The sequence below is a fragment of the Rathayibacter sp. KR2-224 genome (genome assembly GCF_049446075.1).
In the GTDB taxonomy this organism is placed as follows: Bacteria; Actinomycetota; Actinomycetes; order Actinomycetales; family Microbacteriaceae; genus Humibacter.
In genome coordinates this window covers 1,230,090-1,250,668 of record NZ_JBMSEB010000001.1, presented here as the reverse complement: position 1 = coordinate 1,250,668, position 20,579 = coordinate 1,230,090, and the positions used below count along the sequence as shown (strand labels likewise).

The window sequence follows — 20,579 nt, the reverse complement described above, 5'->3', positions numbered from 1 at the left end:
TGGTCACCCCTTGATCGCGCCGTCCGTGAATCCCCGGATGTAGTAGCGCTGCAGCGCAAGGAAGAGGACGAGCGCGGGGATGGTCAGAACGACGACACCTGCGGTGGTGGAACCGTAGTCGATGACGCCCATGGTCTGCTGGCGCATGTTGACCAGCGCGAGGGGCAGCGGTGAGTTGTTCGCACCGAGGAGGTAGAGCGAGATGATGAAGTCGTTCCACGCTGCCAGGTACGAGAACAGTCCAACGGTCACGATCGCCGGCCGTACCGCCGGAATCATCACCTGATAGAACGCCTGGAAGGTGTTGCAGCCGTCCATGAGGGCGGCGTCTTCGAGCTCGCGGGGCACGGCCGAGAACGAGTTGCGCATCATGAAGATCCCGAACGGCATCTGGAACAGAGTGAGAACCAGCGCCACCCCGACCAACGAATTCTGCAACCCGATCTGGTTCATCCAGACCAGCAGCGGAATGAGGAGTGCCGCGTACGGGATCATCATGATCGACAGCACCAGCACGAACAGGGTGTTCTTGCCCCAGAACCTGAACCGCGCGAACGCGTAGCCGCCCGTGGCCGCCAGAACGATGGTGAGCGCGGTGGCGGTGATCGAGAGGATCAGCGAGTTCTTCAGGTAGGTCGGCAGTCCCAAGCCGTAGCCGAACATCCTGGTGTAGTTCGCGAAACCGAACCCGTGGATCTGCGCTGTGCCCTGCGCCGGGGAGACCGACACGATGACCGCCCAGACCAGGGGGAGAAGGAACACCACGGCGAGAACCGTGGTGAGCACGTAGTACGGCGACTGTGTCGCAGCCTTCTTGGTTGTCATGGCTCAGTCCTCGTCTGCGCCGACGCGCAACACCCGCAGTTGGATGGCGTTGATGATGACCAGGGCGACCAACAGGATCACGGTCAGTGCAGCGGCCATTCCGAGGTCGCGGTTCGTTTGGAACGCTTCCCGGTAGATGAGCTGGACGATCGTCATCGTCGAGTTGTTGGGTCCACCTTCGGTCAGGATGAAGAACTGGTCGAATGCCAGCAGGGATCCGGTGATCGACATGATCAGCGTCATGGCTATGGTCGGCCGTAGAAGCGGGATGGTCACACTCGTGAGCGTCTTCACCCGGCCCGCGCCGTCGAGCTTGGCCGCTTCGTACACGTCTCCCGGGATGGCTTGCAGGCCCACCATCATCAGCAGCATGTAGAAGCCCGCGAATCGCCACACGACCAGCAGCACGGTCGCCCAGAGCGCGCTGCCTGGCGTGCTGAGGATGGACTCGCCTTGCTGAAACCCCGGTATCAGGTTCAACAGCGGCGTCAACGGGCCGATCTGGGGTGAGTACAGGGCGTAGAACAACAGCGAGGCCGAAGCGATGCCCATTGCGGAAGGGATGAGGATCGCGGTGCGCAGGAAGGCGTTCCACTTGCGTGCCTCTTGCACCAGGAGAGCGAGACCGAACGCGATCGGCATCAGGATCACGGTGGTGATGATCGTGTACTCGATGGTGAACCAGATCGCTCCCTGCAGGAGCGGGTCTTTGAAGACGTTGACGAAGTTGAGCGGGAAGTTGCCCCCTTGGTTGCCGCCGAGGAGAGTCCAGTTCGCCGTCGCCATGATGAGCACGACGACGAGCGGTGCGATGAAGAGGCCGAGGACGAGAACTGCCGTGGGCGCGGCGAAGAGCCAGCCGTGCCGGTTCTCGAGGCGGGCGGCAGATGACGTCCGCCCCGAGAACCGGCTACGAGGCTGAACAGCTCGTACAGCCGTGGTGCTTTCAGCCACCCAGCGCCGCCGTGATCGCGTCGTTGTCTGCCTTGATCTTCGACGCATCGCCCCAGATCGCGTCCTGGATCAGGATCTGCCATGGGCTGCCTGCTGCGTTGAAGGCGGTGTTGAAGTTCTCCGCGATCGGCGTCTTGCCGGTCTTGACCGTGGCGTTCCCGATCAGGGTGCGCGGGTCGGCACCTGTGTAGTCGTTCTCCAGCACCTTGAAGTTGGAGGCGGTGTCGTTGTTATCGGCGAACACCGTCTTCTGTGCCTTCTCCGTCATCAGCCACGACAAGAAGTTCCATGCCTCCGCGGCATGCTTCGAGTTCTTGCTGATGCCGATCGCGTCACCGCCGAGGAACGTCGACGAGCCGCTGCTCACGCCGGGGATGGGTGCAACCCCGATCGGGAACGGTGAGCTCTTGAACAGGGCGCTGACCGCAGTGAACGGGTAGGCCATCACGCCGATCTTCCCGTTCTGGAACGGTGCCGTCCACGTGGCCCCGGTGTCCGTCTTGGAACCCGCGCCGATGCCGTTCGGGGTGTTGGCGAGCTCGTGGAGGCCGGAGTAGATCTTCTGCGCGCTGGAACTTGCGAGCAGAGACTTCTTCCCCGACTTGTCGAGGGCGTCGTCGCCGTTGCCCCACAGCATCGGGAAGAGCGTGAACGCCAGCGCCCCACCGGACTCGCCGGCCACATACGTGCCGGCAACCCCAGGTTGGTTGAGCCCCGCGACCGCCTTCGCATCCTTGACGAAGTCGTCGAGGTTCGATGGTCCCTTGGTCGGGTCGAGACCGGCCTGCTTGAACAGGTCCTCGTTCCACACCATGACCGAGATGTCGGAGACGAACGGCAGGGTGTGCTCCTTGCCGTCGATGGTTCCTGCCGCAATGTGACCGGACTGCAGGTCGGACTTGTTCGAGAGGGCGTTGATCTGCTTGGTCAGGTCCATGAAGACGCCCTCTTTGGTCCAGTACGGAACGCGGACCACGTCGCCGGCCAGAAGATCGGGCAGGCTGCCGGTCTGCACGGCAGCCCCGACCTTGCCTTCGACATCGTCGTTGGGCAGCAGGGTCAGCTTCACCTGGTTCTTGTGCGTCTTGTTGTAGTCGGTGACGGCGTTGGTGGCCTGCTTCTGCAGCGGAGCGCGCGACCACATCGTGATGGTGGCGCCGTCGTCCGTGCCGGATTCCGGAATCGACGAACTGCCTGAGGTGGGGGTTGTGCTGCTGGCGCAGCCGGACAGTGCGAGCGCCATGACGCTCACTGTGGCGAGGACGGCCACGGCGGCTTTGCCGCGGCCGCGAAAGGAAGTGGTCATGCTTAGTGCCTCTCAAATGGTGGTTGGGCATGCAGCGAGGAAGGCCTCGGGACCGGCGGGGTTCGACTGCGAACCACCCGTCGTCGCGAGTGCGGGTCCTTCACTTGAAAAAACCGAAAGGGTTTTCGTGCATGGTGCCATCGAGACTGGCGCCTGTCAACAGTTCTGGTCTCCCGCATGCTCTGGCGGCCGTGGTGGTGGGGCGGCATCGCGGGCGACGCCTCAAGGTGTAGTTTCGATCACGAAATCTCCCCTATGATTTCGAAAACACTGAAACGGGGTGCGATGCCTAAGCGCGAGCATCAGAAGAGTGCGACGTTGGGAGACGTGGCCCAGCGGGCAGGGGTCTCCATCGCAACGGCATCAAAAGCCGTCAACGGCCGGGCGGAGGTGGCTCAGCGCACTCGAGCGCGCGTGCTGAAGGCCGCTGAGGAGCTCGGCTTCACGCCCAATGCGCTCGCGCAGAGCTTGCAGGCCGGACGTACCGGAACTGTGGGGCTGATCACCGGCGATCTGGAAGGGCGCCTCTCGATACCGATCCTGATGGGCGCGGAGGATGCCTTTGGTGCGGGTAGCACGTCGATCTTCCTCTGTGACGCCCGCGGCGACGCGATTCGCGAGCAGCATCACGTGCGTGCGCTCATGTCCAGGCGGATCGACGGGCTGATCGTCGTGGGCGACAACCCGAACCCGCGCCAGCCGCTCCCGTTCGACCTGCCGGTGCCGGTCGTCTACGCGTACGCGCCTTCTTCCGACCCGGAAGACATCTCCGTGGCGAGTGACAACATCAGCGCTGGGCGCCTGGCTGCCGAGCATCTTCTGGAATGCGGCCGAACGCGAATCGCCTACATCTCGGGTGATGTCACATACAGCGCGGCCCGCCACCGTGTCGCAGGTGCCAGCCAGGCGTTGCACGCGGCCGGCTTGGAACTGCTCGGTGGAGAAGCAATGTACGGCGCGTGGTCGGAGCATTGGGGACGCGGGGGAGCACGAGCGGTGCTGGCCCGCTACCCAGATGTCGACGGGCTTCTCTGCGGGTCAGACCAGATCGCGCGCGGTGTGATCGACGCTCTTCGCGAAGCGGGAAAGGGCGTGCCCGCCGACATCGCCGTCATGAGTCACGACAATTGGGAGCCCCTCGCTACCCAGTCGCGGCCGCCGCTGACGACGATCGACATGAATCTGAAGGAACTCGGCCGGCTCGCAGCACAGCTGCTCTTCCGCGCCATCGACGGCCAGCCCGACCGCGGCCTGCACTACGTCGACTGCCGCGTCGTCACGCGGGAATCCACCGCGCTGACCGTCTGAATTCCGCAGCCGCGAGCAGTGATCGGAGGGCGGTGGCGAAGGACTTGCTCCCCCGCGTGCAGGGTCGACGCCGACGGCGCCCGCGTGCCGAGCGGATGGTAACGAAACGGTAACACGCACCGGATTCGGTGATTTCGAAAAATCTGAAACCCTTTTCTGTTCCAAGATGGCATGGCACAGTCCAACGCCGCGCTGAATGTTGCGTGGCCAAGCCCAACGAACCGGAAACGCTTTCAGTGTTTCGGTTTCGTGCAACTGTGACGCAGCGCTGCGTCACTGAGGAGATTTGGGATGAAGCGTCATCGTCTTCGTCGAACCTGGGTCGCTGCTGGATTGGCAGCGCTCGCTGTCGTCGCCCTCGCAGCCTCTCCGGTTTCGGCTCCCGCCATGGCTTCGGCCGCCGCGAAAACGCCATCGACCGACTACCAGCCGATGCCATCGCTCCCCACGAACGTCTGCGGCGACTCCTCCCCCAAGCAGGTCGGAACGAACGCTCCGCTGCCCAGCGATCCGCACGGATTCGGCTTCGCCAATGAGTCGATATTGGGGTGGCAAGGCAACTACTACGCACCGCTGACCTACCTATCGGGCTCCTACTTCGCCAGGGGCGTTCCCACGCATTACACGGCGGGTGGGACCACCTACTGCGGCGCGATGTACAGCTTCGGCGTGTACACCTATGGGCTCGACGCTGGTAAGGCGCCAGCAGCCGGGTCGGTTCAATGGACGGAAGCGGACGGTTACCTTCCCGCCATGACGACCTCGTTCTCGCGGGGCGGTGTCGACGTGAAGATCACGAACTTCGCCGACGCTCAGACGGTGAACGGTGCTCTCACCGAACTGGTCTACACGCGCATCAGCATCAAGAACACCACGACGGGAACGCTGTCTGTCCCGCCCGGTGCATCCGGCGCCAACCTCGTCACGTTGCACTCGTCGCCGGACGCGGTCCCCGCGGGCGGTACTGCGGTCGATGAGTACGTTTCCGCCGTCGACACGTTCAGCAGCACCACGCCGCTCCCCGGGCAGGCCGACCTCGCTCACGTGTCGAGTTATGACACCGCCTATCAGCACATGGCGGGCAACTGGAAGTCCATGCTTACCACCGCGCCCGACCTTTCGCTGCCGAACACCGAGCTGCCCTCGACCGGACTCGCGAAGCCGGGCGACGCGATCTCGAATGCGTACAAGGCGGCGTACATCTACACCCGCATGGTTCAGACCGGGAAGGCGCAGTTCTCCGGCGCCAACAACTACGACTGGGTGCTCAACCACGATGCGCCGAGCATCCTCGACAACCGCTTTCAAGTGGGAGACTTCACGGATGCGCAGAATCTGCTGCTGACGGCGCGGATCTCCGAGCAGCCGGACTTCGACGAGAACGGCGCGAACTGGTACTGGGACGGCCTTTGGAAGACTCCGACCGCGTGGGCGGACTACCTGCAAGGAACAGGTGACACCGCCTTCGTCGCCAAGTACTTCCACGACGATGCCGCTGGTTCCAGTCCTTGGGGCCCGAGTCTCTACACCATGATGCACACGTACCTCCAGCAGCAGCTGGACCCGAGCACCGGGTACCTCAAGACCTCGTTCGACAACGACAGCACGGGAACGTGGCTCTTCGACGACGAGGCAGCGCTGGCGGGCATCGCCTCGTACGAGTACATCGCCGCCACGCTGGGGGACACGGCCGAGGCGAGCTGGGCGGGCCAGCAATACGCCAGCCTGCTCGCCGCGACGAACGCCGGACTGGCCGCCAACGAAAAGGCCTCGGGCCAGCAGTTCCTTCCGTGCGAGGTGAATCAGCCGGTGAGCGCAGACCGGTGCGCAACCGCGAACGACGCGAACTGGGCGGGCTCGAACCTGTGGAGCCAGAACGTCTGGGACGTGTTCCTCGCCGGCGGCGCGCTGAACGGCACGCTCGGGGATCCGAACCAAACGGACAACCTGTACACCGTCGGATACGGCCGGCTGGCGGCCGGAACGGGCATACCGTTCCCCTCGTTCGGTGCGTACCCGGGCTACAGCGTCGCCCTGAACACCGGTTATGCCGCCGGCGGCCTCTACGGCAGCCAGTACCGTGACCTGCCGCTGACGAGCTATGCCTGGCAGATCCAGAACACGACGGGCGGCCCCAACGCATGGTGGGAAGCCAACGGCTCTGCACCGAATCCGAACAACCCGTGGGCAGGCAGCCACGCCGCTCCTCAGTTCGGGGCCGTCCCATACGCCTGGCCGCTCGCCAGCCAGACGCAGACCGTGCAGCAGTCGATCGCTGTGCTGGGCCGCACCCAGACCGGCACCAGTGCGAGCCCTGCATTCGGGAGCACGCTGTATGTGGGCCGTGGGATCCCGGATGCCTGGGTCGCCGATGGGCAGACCCTCTCGCTCGGCAACCTGACGAACTCCTACGACGTCGCCACCGGCCATCGGAGCACCTACGGGGTGTCCATCACGACCAAGAAGGTAGGCGGGGCGCGCCAGGTGACGGTAGACCTCACGGGGAAGCTGCCCACCGACGCCGTGCAGCTGCAACTGCCGTCGTTCGCCACCGCGGGCGTGACCTCCGTCGTCAACGGAACCTGGGATGCAACCTCCCACACCGTCACCGTGCGTCCGCACAAGAAGGAGATCGTCGTCACGCTCGGCGCTTCGGCAGCTCCCACGTTGGCCGCGCAGGTCGGAGCCACGCCGGCGGGAGCACAGCCGGTGCTGAAGGCCGGTGACTCAACGCCGGTGTCGCTGACCGTCACGAATCCTGGCAGTGCGACGATCTCTGCAACCCCGACGCTGTCGGCCCCCGCCGGCTGGACCGTCACCGGAGGGTCGTCAACTGCTGTCTCGATCCGGGCCGGTGCGTCCGCGACGATCACGTGGAATGTCACCGCGCCCGACTCGGCGGCGGGGAAAGCCTCGCTGGCGCTGTCGGTCAGGTACGCGGGCCCGGGTGGCGCGAGCGGTACGGTCGGCATCGCGCCGTCCGTGGTCGTTCAGCGGCCCCTGCCACTGCCTGCTGGGTCGACGGATCTTGCTCTGCAGGGAGCGACCCCGAGCGCGTCCTATACGTCTCCGTGGGAGAGCGTGAAGGCGATCAACGACGGTGTCTACCCGCCGCAGTCGAATGACACTTCCGGCAACCTGCGGTGGGGAACCTGGCCGAACCCCGGGCCGCAGTGGATCGAACTCGACTGGGCACAGCCGGTGACGACCAACGGTTCCGCGCTCTACTTCTTCGACGACGGGGGTGGCGTCTTCACCCCGGACTCCTGGAACGTGCAGTACTGGACCGGGTCGTCCTGGGCCGACGTCACGGGCGCGACGGCCTATGGCACGGCAAAAGACACGTTCAATCAGGTGGGATACGACTCGGTGTCCACCACGAAACTGCGGGTGAATCTCAATAGCACGCAGCCGGTCGGCGTGCTCGAGTGGATCGTCGACTCGACGCCTGGGCAATAGGGGGAAGGAACGGGTGTGGGCTCGCGGCCAGTGGCGCGAGCCCACACCCGTCATCCGTCTGACCGATGACCTCCGGCTGGCCGCTACTCGGGCAGCCGCGGCGTGCGCGGCGGCTCCGTGCGCCGTCCGCCCGTGGCCTCGAATGCGGCGGCGAGGGAGAGCAGCGCCGTGTCGTCGTATGCGCGACCGGCGAACGTGAGGCCCACGGGCATCCCGATGTCGGCCATCGTCCCCATCGGCACGGTCACGGTCGGGATGCCGAGATGTCGCGGCACCAGGTTTCCATTCGCAACCCATACGCCGTTGCGCCAGCCGCGGTCGGCGGACGCCGGGTTCACATCCATGTCGGCCGGGCCGACATCGGCGACGGCGGGAAAGGCCACCACGTCGAGGCCGAGCCGGTCCATCCACTGCTCGAGATCGATGCGACGCGTCTGCTCCAGCCCGCGCACGCCGTCAGCCAGGTGCGGTATCTCGGTGAAGCTCGAATATCGATGGCGCCTCACGACCTCCGGGTACGTCGCGATGTCGTCGTCGAAGCCCGTGTAGCGGTCGGGCAGTGCCCCAGGCGGAGGCGGAAAGATCTGCGCCCCGTCGACAATCGTCAGGTCGCCAAGGTGCGGGTCGTCGTTGGCGGCGAGGAAGTCGTCCCACGCCCACGCGGAGAGGTCGACGATCTCTCTCCGCAGGAACTCAGGTGACACGAGGCCTCGCGTGAAGATCGTGGACGCTCCCGGCCGGTCTCCCTCGTAGTTCGTCACGACGGGGAAGTCCACCTCGACCACGGTCGCTCCGGCCGCTTCGAGGTCGGCGCGAGCTCCCCGCCACAGTGCCATTACGGATTCCCTGGTGAGGATCGGCTGCCCCGTCGAGCCGCCGATGCCCGGATGCTCGCCCGTGCCGGCCTCCGGGTCTGCGTTCACATACATGCGGGGCACGCCCACCTTCGTGCCGTCGAGTCGCGCGAGTGCCTCTGCGCGGCCGCGCGGCGCGAGGGTCGGATACGAGCGAGGTCGCACCCGTGAGGCGCGCGGGATGCTCACCCACGGCTGCGCGCGCCAGAAGTCGCCGCGCACCTCGTGGTCGTCGGCCACGATCACGTCGAGCACCTCGAGGAGGTCTGCCATGGTCCTCGCGTGCGGAACCACCACATCCATGGTGGGCACGAGAGGCCAGTTGCCCCGTACCGAGATGACCCCGCGCGAGGGCGTGTAGGCACACAGCGCATTGTTCGATGCCGGTGCCCTGCCGGACGACCAGGTCTCCTCTGCCAGCCCGAACGCGGCGAAGCTCGCAGCAGTGGCCGTGCCCGAGCCGTTGGACGATCCCGACCCGAAGGCCGACGTCAGCCAGCGTTCGTTGTACGGGCTCTCCGCCCTGCCGTACAGCCCCCGCTGCATGCCGCCGTTGGCCATCGGCGGCATGTTGGTGAGTCCCACGAGAACTGCTCCCGCCCCGCGCAACCGCTCGATCGCGAAGGCGTCGCGCTGTGCAACGAGATCGGCGAAGGCCGGCGAGCCGGCGGCGGCAGTGAGCCCTTCGGCGAGGTAGCTGTCTTTGGCCGTGTAGGGGATGCCGTCGAGCGGGCTCAGCGTGCGGCTCCCGGCCCTGCGCTCATCCGATTCACGTGCGTCGTCTCTGGCACGAGGGTTGCGCACGACCACCGAGTTCAGCGCGGTCGACGTCGCAAGACCGTCGTACGCATCGATGCGAGCGAGGTAGGCGTCGAGCAGCCCGATGGCTGTTGCCGTGCCGTTCTGCAGTGCGGCGCGCAGGTCGGCGATGCCCGCTTCGACGACGTCGATGGCGGTCATCGCACCGGTCCTCGGCTGGACGACGCGCGAGGCACGTCTCCGGCGGCTGTGACGGCCGGCTGCTGCTGCGTGATGCAGTGGATGCCCCCGCCTCGGGCGAAGATGGCCCGGGCATCCACCGTCACGACCGTGCGTCCCGGGTAGGCGGCAGCGAGGATATCGGCCGCCGCGGCATCCGCGCGGTCCTCGCCGAAACCGCAGGCGATGATACCGCCGTTGACCACGAGGTGATTCACGTAGCTGTAGTCCACGAATCCCTCGTCGTCTCGCAGCACCTCGGGGGCCGGCAGGTCGACGATCTCGAAGTGCCTGCCCGCGGCATCCGTCTGATCGGACAGGAAGTCGTGCAGCATGCGCGTGACGGGGTGATCGGGATGCCGCTCGTCTCGCTGGGTGTGCAGCAGCAGTCTTCCCGGTGAGGGGCTCGCGGCCACGATGTCGACGTGTCCACGAGTGCCGAAATCGTCGTAGTCCCTGGTGAGCCCGCGCGGCAGCCAGATGACCTTCGTCGCACCGATCGTACGTTTCAGCTCCGCATCGACCCGGGCCCGATCCGCGTATGGGTTGCGGCGCGGGTCGAGCTGCACGGTCTCGGTGACGAGAACCGTGCCATCGCCGTCCACATGAATGCCGCCGCCCTCGTTCACGAGCAGCGAGCTGACCAGTTCGGCACCGACCGCGGCCGCCACAGTGCGCGCCATCTCGGATGCCTTCTCCCACCGCGCCCACGCGGGCGCGCCCCACCCGTTGAAGGTCCAGTCCACGGCGCCGAGCACGCCAGGGCGGTCGTCGTCGACGACGAAGGTGGGACCCATGTCGCGCATCCAGAACTCGTCGACCGGCGCCTCGAAGAGCTCGATGTGCGAGCCGAGCATTCGGCCGGCGCGATCGGTTTCGGTGGGGTCGACCACCATGCTCACGTGCTCGAATTCGCCGATCGCGTGGGCTACGGCCGTCCATGCGGCGTAGGCCTCCTCCGCTGAGACGACGTCGTCGCCGAGCGTGAGACCGGCGCGCGGGAACGCCATCCACGTGCGCTCATGCTGTGCGGTCTCCGACGGCATTCGCCACGACATCGGGGCTCCTCCCTGCGCGCGGGTGACGCACGCGTATTGGTCAGGTGATCAATAATAGAACGAACAGGGGGAGCGATGGCGAGGGATCCGAGTAGGTCGAGGGCGGCGCGCAAGCCACCGGCCGAGCGCGAGGCCGAGATCGCTCGGGCGGCAGTGGACCTCGCCCTCGAGCAGGGACTCCGGGCGGTGACGCTCCGCGGCGTCGCAGCCCGCACAGGTGTTGCGCCGGCTCTCGTCGGCCACTACGTGCCGAGCATGGACGATCTGGTCGCGCGCACCTTCGCCACCATCGTGCGCGCGGAACTCGACGAGGTGACGACGTTGGCATCCGCGGGACGGACACCGACCGAACGACTCGTGCTGCTGCTCACGACGGCGCTCGATTCCCGGCGCAGCGACGTCACGGTGGTCTGGGTCGAGGCGTGGGCCGCCGGCAGGCGGAACGAACCGCTCGCGAGTGCGGTACGGGCCGAGATGGATGCCTGGCACTCGGTGGTGCGCTCCATCGTCGACGACGGTGTCGCCTCTGCCGAGTTCCACGCGAGCGACACCGCCGCCGTCTCCTGGCAGTTGCTTGGCATGATCGACGGGCTCAACGCCCAGGCTCTCGTCCACTGGGGCGCGGCATCCGAGCGCACGCCGCTCGCGCTTCGGGCCGTCGCAGGCATGCTCGGCCTCCGGCCCGAAGACCTCGTGTCGAAAATCCGTTAGCTCGGGAGTGGCGGCGACATCGTCAAGGCCTGCCCACGCATGGCTGCGTGCTTCTAACGTGGACTTCACGGGGCCGTCGCAGAATCCGCGTGCCAGGGATCCAGGTGCTTCCGATCGGACCTCCGATCGAGGCCGTGAAGGCTGCGGGTGAGGAAGGGAAGCAGTGTGAGCGAACGCCAGTTCCAGCTCTCGGACGCACGTCGGGCAGGCATCACGGCCTTCGGCGCTCCCGCCGGCGTGCGGTGGGTGTTGTTCTGCCACCCCGCCCCGGGGAGCGGCGGCTTCGACCCCGATCCGCTGGTGACGCAGCGATGCGACTTGAGTTTCGTGTCCCTCGACCGGCCCGGATACTCGTCGTCCGACCCCTGGATCGTGCCTCCGCAGCCTTCGCCCCAGCGCTGGGTGCTCGACGTGCAGGAGTTCCTGGCCGACAGCCGCAGGGTTGCCGACTCCATCGGACGGGTGGCCTACCGGGGACTCGGCGTGCTCGGCTGGCGTGAAGGATGCGTGTTCGCGGCTGCGCTCGCCGCTGCGTTGGGCGATGAGACGGCCGGCGTCGCGTTCGTGGAACCCATGACGCTGCGACAAGCGGCAGAGTCGCTGGCCCAGCCGGATGTGTGGGACGTGCGGCGGCTCATCCCAGGCATTCAGGGTCCTCCAACCGCGACGGGGCTCCGGTCACGCGTCGAGCGCATGCTCGGCGCTGCCGCAGAGCAGGGAGATGTCGGTCTGAACGCCGACCGGGCGGCCATGAAGCAGAAGGTGCTCGACGAGAGCCTGGAAGTGGTGCAGGCTCCCGCGCTGGTGCTCGCCAGAAACACGCGAGCGAGCAGGAGAGGCGCCCACCACTACGCCCGCCGCCTTCCGGACGCACGCGTCGCCGTGACCGACGCCCCCGTACCCATCGCGGCGCACTGGGCGCGCATCATCAAGCACTTCGACGAGACTCTGCACTGAGTCGTCTGCACTGGTTCGTCTGCAGGGGGTCGTCTGCACTGAGTCGTCCGCGGTGCTAGCGCCCGGCCGAGCCCTGCCCGTGCTCCGCCCCGCGGTCAGGCGCCGCGCGCTCCTGTGCGGCCCTCTCCTCGGCAGTCCCGCCGGTGCCGTCCTGGGCACTGCCGCCGAACTCCGCGGGAAGCCTGCCCTGATGCGAGAGCGCCGACCTCCTGCGCCTGCGCACGATCGCGATGAGGATGAGCAGCACCCCGATGCCGGTGAGGATCGCCGATCCGATCGTGAGCGAGGACTCCCAGACCGCATTGTTGAGCGCGGTGTCCTTGCCCGGCGTGCCGAAGCCGAACGCGAACATCGCGACGACGCCGATCACGGTCAGAACGATGCCGACGATGAGCAGCGCGATACCGCGTGTCGGCTTGGTCATCCCCGACTCGGTCATGGTCCACCTTTCGTGACGAGTTCTCTCGCTTGAAAGGTCTACGGACCATCCGGCCGGCGATGCAGGGGTTGACACCTCGTGCACGCCGTTTTGTGCGGGCGCCGCCACGGGTCGGCGATCAGCCCTTCGCGCGCCTGGCCTGCCGCTTCGGGGCCGCCGGCTGTTCCGGCTGCTGCTCTGGTTGCGGTTTCAGCCTCACGAGCTGGGCGGTGCTGCTGTCGTCGAGCTCGGCGATCTCGGTGCGCGACTTGATGAAGTCCGAGAACGAGCGGTAGCCCAGCTGCTTCTCGCTGAACGAAGGATCCATGCGCTTGATCTGCGATTTCACCGCAGAGGAATGCAGCCACTCGGAGTCGTCCTTCTCGTGCCCGATGCGCAGCGCGCGATCGAGCAGGCGCGTCGCCTCCTCCTGCGGGTCGCGGGCTGCGTCCTCGGCGTCCTCCGCCTCGGCGCGCGCCTCTTCCTGGGTCTGCGCCTCTTGCGGGGTCTGAGGCTCGGCGACCGGTTCGGGCGGAGTCGTCGCACTCTTGCGGGAGCCCTTCCCAGCCGTGGCGCGGCCGCCGGATGCCTTCGGTGCGGCACTCGGTTCGCCGGCCTCCTGCACGGGCTGGGCGCGTTTCGGCTGTGCCGGTCGTTCGACCCCTGGCAGCGCGTCGTAGGTGTAGAACTCGTCGCACGCGGCGGCGAGCGTGCGACTCGTCGAGCCGGCGACGCCGATGCCCACGACATACCTGCCGAGCCGTTTGCAGCGTTGCGCCAGCGGAACGTAGTCACTGTCACCTGCGACGATCACGACGTGCGTGAGGTCGGGCAGCCGGAACATGTCCTCGACGGCGTCGACGGCCAGGCGGATGTCCGCGCCGTTCTTGGCATACGCCGCCGCGGGAAAGAGCTGCACGAGGTCGACGGCGCGGCCGACCAGCTGATGCCTGTACTCGGCGTTCACCGCTGCCGACCAGTCGGCGTATGCCCTGGTGAGCACGAGGGTGCCGAACGATGCGGCGAAGTCGATCACTGCCCCGACATCGACGGTTGCAGCCGCGAGCTTGGCCGTGATGGACGATTCGGATGCCTGCTCCTCCCCGCGTTGCTGCCCAGGGCTTGCATCGAGCTGCCGCACGCGGTCGCGCTGGAACGACCCGCGCCCGTTCACCTGGTCGTACCGCGAGATCACGATGTTGTCGAAGTCGATGTAGACGGCCACGCGGCTGTCTGTGGTCTCGGCCATGGCATCCTTTCGCCGCCGAAGGGCCCGGCTGGTGTGCGGGCGGGCGGGATGGTTCGAGCGTAGCGCTGCCGGGAGGCGGGCCGCCGGGTCAGGCCGGTCCGTACACCCGCTTCGGCTCGAACTGGTAGATGAGCCGCTCCTCCTCGACCATGCGGGCGACGAACGCCTCCTCATCCAGCTCCTGGCCGAACCAGCTCAGAGTGCCAGCCGGCCTGTGCTGCATCACGCGGAACAGCTGCAGGTTCTGGCGCGCCGCATCCGCTCCCTCGAGCAGTGTGACCGTGGACTCGACGGTGAGGTAGGAGTAGCCCTGGTCGAAGACGAACAGCGAGCACCTGGGGTCGCGCCTCAGTCTCTTGGTGCGTACTCGATCGGCGGTGCCGCTGCTCCAGATGCGCCCCTGCACGAGTGCGACGCCGACGCGAACCGCCTTCGGCATGCCGTCGCCGGCGATCGTGATCATCGCGGCCGCGTGGTGGGTCTCCAGGAACGTCCGCTGCTTCTCGTCGAGCTCCATCGCTGCTCCGTTCGCTTCGGGTCGTGGTTCGTGTCTCGCGCCTGCGCGTCAGAGCCTGGAAACGATGCCGGACGCCAGGATCCGCCGCAGCGTGCTGCGGCCCAGCGCACTCATCGCCGGGTTGCTGTTCCGGTAGTACCACACAAGGCCCATCGCCTGTTCGAAGGCCCACGCGGCTCCGCGTGCCCACTCGAGTTCCTCGTCCCCGTCGGGCCGGATGCCGTCGCGCAACGCAGCGCGCAACTCACCACGCGCGGGTTCCTCGAACAGATGCCATGCTGCGACGAGGTCGAGTGCCGGGTCGGCGGGCTGGAAGCCGCCGACGTCGAGCACACCCGCCAGGCGCCCGTTCGACACGAGCAGGTTGGCGGGGATCAGGTCGGTGTGCGACATGACGTTCGGGGCGTCTCTTGGCAGTTCCCGGAATGCGGCCCACGTGGCGGCCAACTGGTCGACGGCCAGCAGCCCCTCACTTTGACGGATGCACGTGGCCATCCATTCGTCGTGGTCGCGCAGGTCACCTCCGCGGCCCCGACCTTGGTCCCGCCGACGGGTGCGGCGCGGAGCTCGCGGATGAGAGCGGCGATGTCTCCGGCGAACTCGGGGGAGTGCGCGAGGGCATCCGGTGTCGCCGGCTCGCCTTCGATCCACGTGGTGATGCACCACGGTCCGGGATAGCCCGCTCCTGGAGCGCCCATCGCCGTCGTCATGGGCGCAGGGAACCTCGTGACGAGGGCGAACTCGCGTGCGGCATCCGCTTCGCGGCGCATCACGGCGTCGGCCGTCTGCGGATCGTCCACGACGAGCGGCAGGCGAGCGGCAAGGCCGTCGCCGACGCGGAAGATCGCGTTGACCGTGCCTGAGCTGGGCGCCGGCCGTACAGGCAGGCCCGACCATTCAGGGAACTGCCGGGCTATGAGGGCCGCCACCGTTGCGACATCCACGTCCACCTGTCCGTCGTGCATGCGGGCTTGCGTGTGCGACGCCTCCAGCTGACCGCCCGGTTCGGCGCCGTGACTCATGCCGGAAGGAGCCGAAGCGTCGCGCCGTGCGATTCCTCGTCGACGACCGGGTCGATGTACTCCTTGGGGTACTTGCCGTCGTACTTGCCGTGGTAGGCACGATCGAGCTCGGCATGGTCCACCGCGTTCGACGCGCCGTTCGACACATCCTCGAAAACGACGTCGCGTGAGACATCGCCGATCGTGATGCGGCCCGAGCCGGCCGCGGTTGCACGCGCGAACCACTTGTTGCCCCGCCCATGTGCCGAGCGAACGAACACATCGTCGCCCACTCGGACGATCCAGATCGTCGTTCCGCGCCCCGGAGATCCGTCTGAGCGGCGGGACGCCAGCACGACGTCGTGCTCGGTGCCGATGGTCTGCAGTTCCTGTTCGCTCCAGGTAGACGTCATATCTCGAGCGTAGGACGAGACGCGGAAGCATGCCGAGGACCGGCCACGGCGCGCGTGTGCCAGGGTTGGCGCATGGCCCTCATCCATCACGCGAGTCTGGTTCCTTCGAAGCTCGAGCTCGTCGCAGGCTGGATCACGGCGCAGCCGTTCTGGCCGGAAGGCGCGGACCCTGGTTCGCTAGAGCGTGCAGCCGCGTTCCGTTTCGACGACCCTGCCGGAAAGGTGGGCATCGAGACGCTGCTCGTTCGGTGCAGCACAGCCGGGGACGTCTCGTTGCTGCAGATTCCGCTCACGTATCGGGAGGCACCGCTCGACGGCGGCGAGCCCGCCTTCATCGGCACCTTGCAGCACAGCGTTCTCGGCACGCGTTGGGTGTACGACGCGACGGGTGATCCCGTGTATCTCGCAGAGCTGGTCCGCACTGTGGTCACCGGCGACCGCGAGGTCGAGCTGTACTACGAGGAGAACGGCGTGCGCACCGCGCGGGCAGGGGATGCCCACGCGCGCGGCAGCGGACATCCGGAGGCGCGCGTGCCTGCCACTCCCGCATCCGCTGCTGCCGTGAGCGCTACCACCGACGTCACCGCCACGGTCGTGGACGCCGGCGACGTTCAGGTGCGCGTGGTGCGCAATCTCGCCGCATCCGGCGACGCTGAGCCGGACGACGGCGACGGCATCCTGACCGGCGAGTGGGAGGGCGTGACGGGTGCGCTGCTCGCCGTCGTGCACTCGCGCAGAGCAGTCGCCTAGAGCGCTCGACGAGAGCGACCGAAACGAAGATCGCCATCAGCCCGGCGAGGAGACCGGAACGCATCGCACCGGCGGGGAGGTGGTGGTGACCGAAGAACAGGCGCTTCACCGTCGGACACTGACACCCCTGCACCGCGGCGCGCGTACATGGATGGACCGGTCGTCCGTTCGGCAGCGTGCCGAACGGACGACCGGTCTACTGGGTCTCACCCCTGGTTGACGGAGAGGTAGAAGACGTCCTCGTTCTCGGTCTGGTTCAAGGCGTGGACGGTCGGATCCGCGTCGATGATCGGAACCTGAACCTGGATGGCGTTGTGCCCGACGCTCTTCCAGGTCAGCGGCGTGTGATTGCCGAGCAGGTCGACGCGATCCAACGACTTCACGTTGTGCACGTTGCGGAGCGTGACCGACATGGTCGGCGTTCCGAAGTCGAGGTGGATCGTGTCACCCGTCGTCTGATCCTCGAAGATGTCCGCCTGGTTCTGACGCTTCAGATCGATGGCGAGCACGATGCGCTTGTCGTCGAGCAGGAAGCCGTTGGCCGTCGACAGCGCCTCGTTCATCTCCGGCTTCAGACCGGGGTCAGTCGTGAAGCTGTCGTAGGTCGTCGCCTTCGAGCCCCGTAGCAGCCCGGCCAACGTGACCAGCGTCTTGCCCTTGGTGCTCAGGTCGTTCCCGCTCTTGATCGCGCGGTTGTACCCGAACGCTGCGGGGTCGTTCGGAGCCCAGTCGGCGAAGTAGAGCAGCTTGAACTGATCGAGGTTCTGCCCGCCCTTGGACAGCGCCCAGTGGAACACCCGCGGGTAGATGTCGGCGAAGAACTTGTCTTCCGTCGTGAATCCGAGTTCCGTCTGCCAGATCGAGGGGTTCTTGATCCCGCGCTTCTGGGCGGCGGCGTACAGCGTCTGCATCGTGCCGATCGGCATGTAGTGCATGTCGTAGACGTCGATCGACTTCCAGGCGTGCCACTTGTCGAGGAGCGCGATGTACTCGCTGAGCGGGGCACCGCAGATCCATCCGCCGTACACGAGCTTCACGCCGGCGTCATGGATGACCTTCGAGGCGGGCAGCTGGATGTCCTGCATGTACTGGTCCATACCGCCCTCCCAGAAGCCGGAGCCCGGGTAGGCCTCGTTCCACACCTGGAAGTACGTGATGCCGAGCGGCTTCAGGGTGTCGACGGCGAGCTTCACGAAATTCGCGAAGTCCTGCGGGTTCTGCGGGGGAGTACGGCCGATGTTGGTCTGCACCGTCTCATCCGAGAGCACCTTGCCCGACGAGTCCTTCGTGATGAGCTCGCGGTTGAAGTTGTAACCCTCCGTGCTCAGGACCGGTCCATAGATGTACGTCTTACCGTGGAACTCGTAGCTGTAGCCGGTGGTGTTCGCCGCCCAGCCTGCCGTGTAGTCGAGAACGGGAAGGATCGTCTCACCGTGCGCCTTTGCGTCGGTGAACTGCTGCACGTACTTGGCGAGGGCATCCTTGTCGATCTGTCCCTTGGCCGGCTCGACGGTTCCCCAGTCGAAGTCCTGCCTGTCCCACTGCATGCCGGCCACGAGTCCGCCGGAGGTCGGCCCCTGGTTCTCGCCCGCGAAGGCGCGGAACGGCTCGTTCAGCACGAACGGCAGGTCGGCGACAGGGCTTGGGGCTCCGCCTTTGCCGATCGCCACGGCCTTGATGTCCGTGTCGTCGGTGATGACGATGGGCTTGCTGTACACGGCTGCTGTGGAGGAGGTGAGCGGGTCACTGCCGTCCGTCGTGTACCGGATGCAGGCATCCGACGTCTTGCTCGCCAGCGCGACGCTCTTCCCGGCGTCGATGGTTCCCGGCGACGGCGTGGACGTGACCACGGCGGCAGGCTGGTTCACGTCCGAGGTGACGGTCGCCTTGAGCTGGCCGGCGACCCACCAGGTCTGCACCGAATCGCTCACGAAGAGGATGTCGTCGCCCTTGGCCGCGGTGAATGTCTTGTCGAAGGTGGTCGAGGTGCCGGTGTAGCTGAACAGCTCCTGATACGGACCCGAGATGGCGCTCGAGTCGCCGTCGTGGGCGAGAAGCACGCGGAAACGGCCTCCGGGAGAGGTGAACGACCCGGTCACGTGCACGGACTTGCCGTCGGCGGCATCCGGAACCGTGTACGTCTCGGTGATCGGACGCCAGTCCGTACCGATCGAGCCGTCGGCCTTCACGTACCAGGCGTGCTCGGGCTTGTTCAGGTCGAGGGCCCATTCGTCGGCGGCGAAGGCGCCGGTCCCGCCCTTCTGGAGCATGCTCACCGTGTCGTCGCTGTTGATCGCCTCGTACGACCACCTGCCGGGCGCGACGGTGTTCGTATCCAACTGGTAGTCGGTCACGTTGTCGCTCGTCGGGTTCGGCGTCGAGGCCGGGCAATCACCTGGCGGGGCCGAGGTCGACGGTGCTGCCGCCCGCGCGCCTGCCGCGTTGGGATGTGCAACGGCCTGCGCGGAGAGCGGCACCACGAGTGTGCCCATCGCGATCATCGAGGTTATGAGGTACAGCGAGCGCCTTTTCATGCGCGAACTCCATCGTTCGGAATGGTGGGTGTTGTGCGGATACGCGGAGCGAAACCGGTTGATCGGACTCGCCCAGGTCCGGCGGGCGATTGGGACGCTTGTGGCGGCTCGCCGGGCTACAAGGGCATTCTTGCCCGTGCACAAGCGTTTGCGCAAGAGGGCGGATGAATGAGCCTGCGGCCGACACCGGCCGCCCGTTCACCCACGCCAGTGGCTCAGAGCAGGTCGTACGGTTCCAGGGTCGGCCCCGTCGACGAGCGACCAACGATGAGCTCGGGCTCGACGTATTCGATGCCCGGCTCTCCTTCGCCGCCGAGCACCTCGAGCAGGCGTGCGGCGGCTCCCTCGCCAACCTTCGACAGTTGCGGATCGAACGAGGTGAGCGGGTGGCCCGACCTGGGCACCTCGCTCAACCTGTTGTCATAGCCGACGATGGCGATGTCGTCGGGAACACGGATCCCCTCACGATGGAAGGCCGAGAACAGGCCGACCGCGATCTCGTCGTTGCCAGCGAAGATCGCGTCGACAGGCCTGTTCGACGAGCGGATGCGCCGCGCCGCCTCCATGCCCCAACTCTGGTCGTATGCGCCGAAGAAGGGCGAGTCGAACGCGAGCCGCAGCCCGGCGGCGCGCAGGGCGTCCTCGAATCCGGTCGAGCGCGCAGCGACGGCCGCCTCGCCGAGGGATGCCGTCACGTGCGCGATATTGCGGCGCCCCAGCGAGACGAGGTGCTCGGCAGCCATGCGGCCTGCTGCGTTGTTGTTGGGCGCCACGACGAAGTCGGTCTCGGGCGTCGCCGACGACGACGCGAAGACCACGGGAACGGAGAACTCTTCCGAGAGCACGAGGCTCGCTCGGTTCGGGTCGTCGCCGACGACCAAAATGCCGTCGATTCTGCGGGAACGCAGGCGCTTGAGATAGCTCGATAGCATGCGGGGCCTGCCCTGGGCGTCCAGCACGACGGCCGCGATGTTCTCGCGCCCGAGGTGGTTGGTCGCACCCATGATGATGGGCATGCTGAAGCGGCCAAGAGCCTGCTCGGCGAGCACGCCGACGATGTAGCTCTTGCCCGTGACGAACGACCGCGCGATCATGTCTGGCTCGAATTGAAGCCGGGCGGCGGTCTCCACGACACGTGCCCTGGTCTCGGCCGAGATCCTGCCGACACCGCGGAGCGCACGCGAGGCTGTCGATATCGACACACCGGCTGCCAACGCGACATCGCTCATGCTTGCGCGCTTGTCCATTGCGCCCCTTTCGCGGCACCGAGGCGAATCGCGGCCTGGG

The 20,579-nt window shown here is 66.8% G+C and carries 16 protein-coding genes and 1 pseudogene; 5 read left to right on the top strand and 12 right to left on the bottom strand.

All coding sequences use genetic code 11. From position 1 onward, the window contains the following. Nucleotides 1-3: 3 nt before the first annotated feature. Genes ACO2Q7_RS05795 through ACO2Q7_RS05785 form a run of 3 tightly spaced genes read right to left on the bottom strand, consistent with a single transcriptional unit; the run spans nt 4 to nt 3,085 of the window. Complete coding sequence (locus ACO2Q7_RS05795) at nt 4-825, bottom strand: carbohydrate ABC transporter permease (protein WP_423354662.1); 822 nt, start codon at nt 823-825, stop codon at nt 4-6. A gap of 3 nt (nt 826-828) precedes the next feature. After that, on the bottom strand, nt 829-1,779 hold the full coding sequence (locus ACO2Q7_RS05790; RefSeq protein ID WP_423354661.1) for a carbohydrate ABC transporter permease: 951 nt from the start codon (nt 1,777-1,779) through the stop codon (nt 829-831). Further along, complete coding sequence (locus ACO2Q7_RS05785) at nt 1,772-3,085, bottom strand: ABC transporter substrate-binding protein (RefSeq protein ID WP_423354660.1); 1,314 nt, start codon at nt 3,083-3,085, stop codon at nt 1,772-1,774. The genes ACO2Q7_RS05790 and ACO2Q7_RS05785 overlap by 8 nt, the downstream gene beginning before the upstream one ends. Nucleotides 3,086-3,370: 285 nt before the next feature. Here ACO2Q7_RS05785 and ACO2Q7_RS05780 point away from each other — a divergent pair, with 285 nt between their 5' ends. Together ACO2Q7_RS05780 and ACO2Q7_RS05775 are read left to right on the top strand one after the other, a co-directional pair. Beyond that, nucleotides 3,371-4,393: a LacI family DNA-binding transcriptional regulator gene (locus ACO2Q7_RS05780; protein ID WP_423354659.1), complete on the top strand. Its 1,023-nt coding sequence runs from the start codon at nt 3,371-3,373 to the stop codon at nt 4,391-4,393. 291 nt (nt 4,394-4,684) lie between these two features. Beyond that, complete coding sequence (locus ACO2Q7_RS05775) at nt 4,685-7,852, top strand: NEW3 domain-containing protein (protein WP_423354658.1); 3,168 nt, start codon at nt 4,685-4,687, stop codon at nt 7,850-7,852. A gap of 83 nt (nt 7,853-7,935) precedes the next feature. On the opposite strand, the gene ACO2Q7_RS05770 is transcribed toward ACO2Q7_RS05775, so the two are convergent. Further along, nucleotides 7,936-9,666: an amidase gene (locus ACO2Q7_RS05770; RefSeq protein WP_423354657.1), complete on the bottom strand. Its 1,731-nt coding sequence runs from the start codon at nt 9,664-9,666 to the stop codon at nt 7,936-7,938. After that, nucleotides 9,663-10,742 carry an agmatine deiminase family protein gene (locus tag ACO2Q7_RS05765; RefSeq protein ID WP_423354656.1) on the bottom strand — a complete coding sequence of 360 codons (1,080 nt, stop codon included), beginning with the start codon at nt 10,740-10,742 and terminating at the stop codon, nt 9,663-9,665. Before ACO2Q7_RS05765 ends, ACO2Q7_RS05770 begins: the two co-directional genes overlap by 4 nt. Nucleotides 10,743-10,817: 75 nt before the next feature. Between ACO2Q7_RS05765 and ACO2Q7_RS05760 the strand changes: the two genes are divergently transcribed. Together ACO2Q7_RS05760 and ACO2Q7_RS05755 are read left to right on the top strand one after the other, a co-directional pair. Continuing rightward, entirely contained in the window at nt 10,818-11,453 is a 636-nt protein-coding gene (locus ACO2Q7_RS05760; protein ID WP_423354655.1) for a TetR/AcrR family transcriptional regulator, read from the top strand. Nucleotides 11,454-11,618: 165 nt separating this feature from the next. Continuing rightward, nucleotides 11,619-12,410 carry a hypothetical protein gene (locus ACO2Q7_RS05755; protein WP_423354654.1) on the top strand — a complete coding sequence of 264 codons (792 nt, stop codon included), beginning with the start codon at nt 11,619-11,621 and terminating at the stop codon, nt 12,408-12,410. 55 nt (nt 12,411-12,465) lie between these two features. On the opposite strand, the gene ACO2Q7_RS05750 is transcribed toward ACO2Q7_RS05755, so the two are convergent. The 5 genes and pseudogenes from ACO2Q7_RS05750 to ACO2Q7_RS05730 all read right to left on the bottom strand — a co-directional run bounded on the left by ACO2Q7_RS05750 (nt 12,466) and on the right by ACO2Q7_RS05730 (nt 16,008). Then, on the bottom strand, nt 12,466-12,849 hold the full coding sequence (locus tag ACO2Q7_RS05750) for a hypothetical protein (RefSeq protein ID WP_423354653.1): 384 nt from the start codon (nt 12,847-12,849) through the stop codon (nt 12,466-12,468). Nucleotides 12,850-12,967: 118 nt separating this feature from the next. Beyond that, nucleotides 12,968-14,077, bottom strand: coding sequence for an NYN domain-containing protein (locus ACO2Q7_RS05745; protein ID WP_423354652.1), 1,110 nt, complete (start codon nt 14,075-14,077; stop codon nt 12,968-12,970). Nucleotides 14,078-14,165: 88 nt separating this feature from the next. Next, the gene (locus tag ACO2Q7_RS05740) at nt 14,166-14,594 is read right to left on the bottom strand and encodes a pyridoxamine 5'-phosphate oxidase family protein (RefSeq protein ID WP_423354651.1); all 429 of its coding nucleotides are present in this window, start codon (nt 14,592-14,594) and stop codon (nt 14,166-14,168) included. 48 nt (nt 14,595-14,642) lie between these two features. Next, nucleotides 14,643-15,559: pseudogene (locus ACO2Q7_RS05735) on the bottom strand (phosphotransferase). Between the two features lie 53 nt (nt 15,560-15,612). Beyond that, the gene (locus ACO2Q7_RS05730) at nt 15,613-16,008 is read right to left on the bottom strand and encodes a DUF2255 family protein (RefSeq protein ID WP_423354650.1); all 396 of its coding nucleotides are present in this window, start codon (nt 16,006-16,008) and stop codon (nt 15,613-15,615) included. Nucleotides 16,009-16,080: 72 nt separating this feature from the next. Here ACO2Q7_RS05730 and ACO2Q7_RS05725 point away from each other — a divergent pair, with 72 nt between their 5' ends. Further along, complete coding sequence (locus tag ACO2Q7_RS05725) at nt 16,081-16,758, top strand: maltokinase N-terminal cap-like domain-containing protein (RefSeq protein WP_423354649.1); 678 nt, start codon at nt 16,081-16,083, stop codon at nt 16,756-16,758. Nucleotides 16,759-16,964: 206 nt separating this feature from the next. Here ACO2Q7_RS05725 and ACO2Q7_RS05720 read toward each other — a convergent pair whose 3' ends face one another. Further along, nucleotides 16,965-19,292 carry a chitobiase/beta-hexosaminidase C-terminal domain-containing protein gene (locus ACO2Q7_RS05720; RefSeq protein WP_423354648.1) on the bottom strand — a complete coding sequence of 776 codons (2,328 nt, stop codon included), beginning with the start codon at nt 19,290-19,292 and terminating at the stop codon, nt 16,965-16,967. Between the two features lie 215 nt (nt 19,293-19,507). Then, the gene (locus ACO2Q7_RS05715) at nt 19,508-20,539 is read right to left on the bottom strand and encodes a LacI family DNA-binding transcriptional regulator (RefSeq protein WP_423354647.1); all 1,032 of its coding nucleotides are present in this window, start codon (nt 20,537-20,539) and stop codon (nt 19,508-19,510) included. Between the last annotated feature and the right edge of the window lie 40 nt (nt 20,540-20,579).

Coding starts and splice junctions, on each gene's coding strand:
- ACO2Q7_RS05795 (WP_423354662.1), bottom strand. CDS start 825: ATGACAACCAAGAAGGCTGCGACACAGTCGCCGTACTACGTGCTCACC.
- ACO2Q7_RS05785 (WP_423354660.1), bottom strand. CDS start 3,085: ATGACCACTTCCTTTCGCGGCCGCGGCAAAGCCGCCGTGGCCGTCCTC.
- ACO2Q7_RS05780 (WP_423354659.1), top strand. CDS start 3,371: ATGCCTAAGCGCGAGCATCAGAAGAGTGCGACGTTGGGAGACGTGGCC.
- ACO2Q7_RS05775 (WP_423354658.1), top strand. CDS start 4,685: ATGAAGCGTCATCGTCTTCGTCGAACCTGGGTCGCTGCTGGATTGGCA.
- ACO2Q7_RS05770 (WP_423354657.1), bottom strand. CDS start 9,666: ATGACCGCCATCGACGTCGTCGAAGCGGGCATCGCCGACCTGCGCGCC.
- ACO2Q7_RS05765 (WP_423354656.1), bottom strand. CDS start 10,742: ATGTCGTGGCGAATGCCGTCGGAGACCGCACAGCATGAGCGCACGTGG.
- ACO2Q7_RS05760 (WP_423354655.1), top strand. CDS start 10,818: ATGGCGAGGGATCCGAGTAGGTCGAGGGCGGCGCGCAAGCCACCGGCC.
- ACO2Q7_RS05750 (WP_423354653.1), bottom strand. CDS start 12,849: ATGACCGAGTCGGGGATGACCAAGCCGACACGCGGTATCGCGCTGCTC.
- ACO2Q7_RS05745 (WP_423354652.1), bottom strand. CDS start 14,077: ATGGCCGAGACCACAGACAGCCGCGTGGCCGTCTACATCGACTTCGAC.
- ACO2Q7_RS05740 (WP_423354651.1), bottom strand. CDS start 14,594: ATGGAGCTCGACGAGAAGCAGCGGACGTTCCTGGAGACCCACCACGCG.
- ACO2Q7_RS05730 (WP_423354650.1), bottom strand. CDS start 16,008: ATGACGTCTACCTGGAGCGAACAGGAACTGCAGACCATCGGCACCGAG.
- ACO2Q7_RS05725 (WP_423354649.1), top strand. CDS start 16,081: ATGGCCCTCATCCATCACGCGAGTCTGGTTCCTTCGAAGCTCGAGCTC.
- ACO2Q7_RS05720 (WP_423354648.1), bottom strand. CDS start 19,292: ATGAAAAGGCGCTCGCTGTACCTCATAACCTCGATGATCGCGATGGGC.
- ACO2Q7_RS05715 (WP_423354647.1), bottom strand. CDS start 20,539: ATGGACAAGCGCGCAAGCATGAGCGATGTCGCGTTGGCAGCCGGTGTG.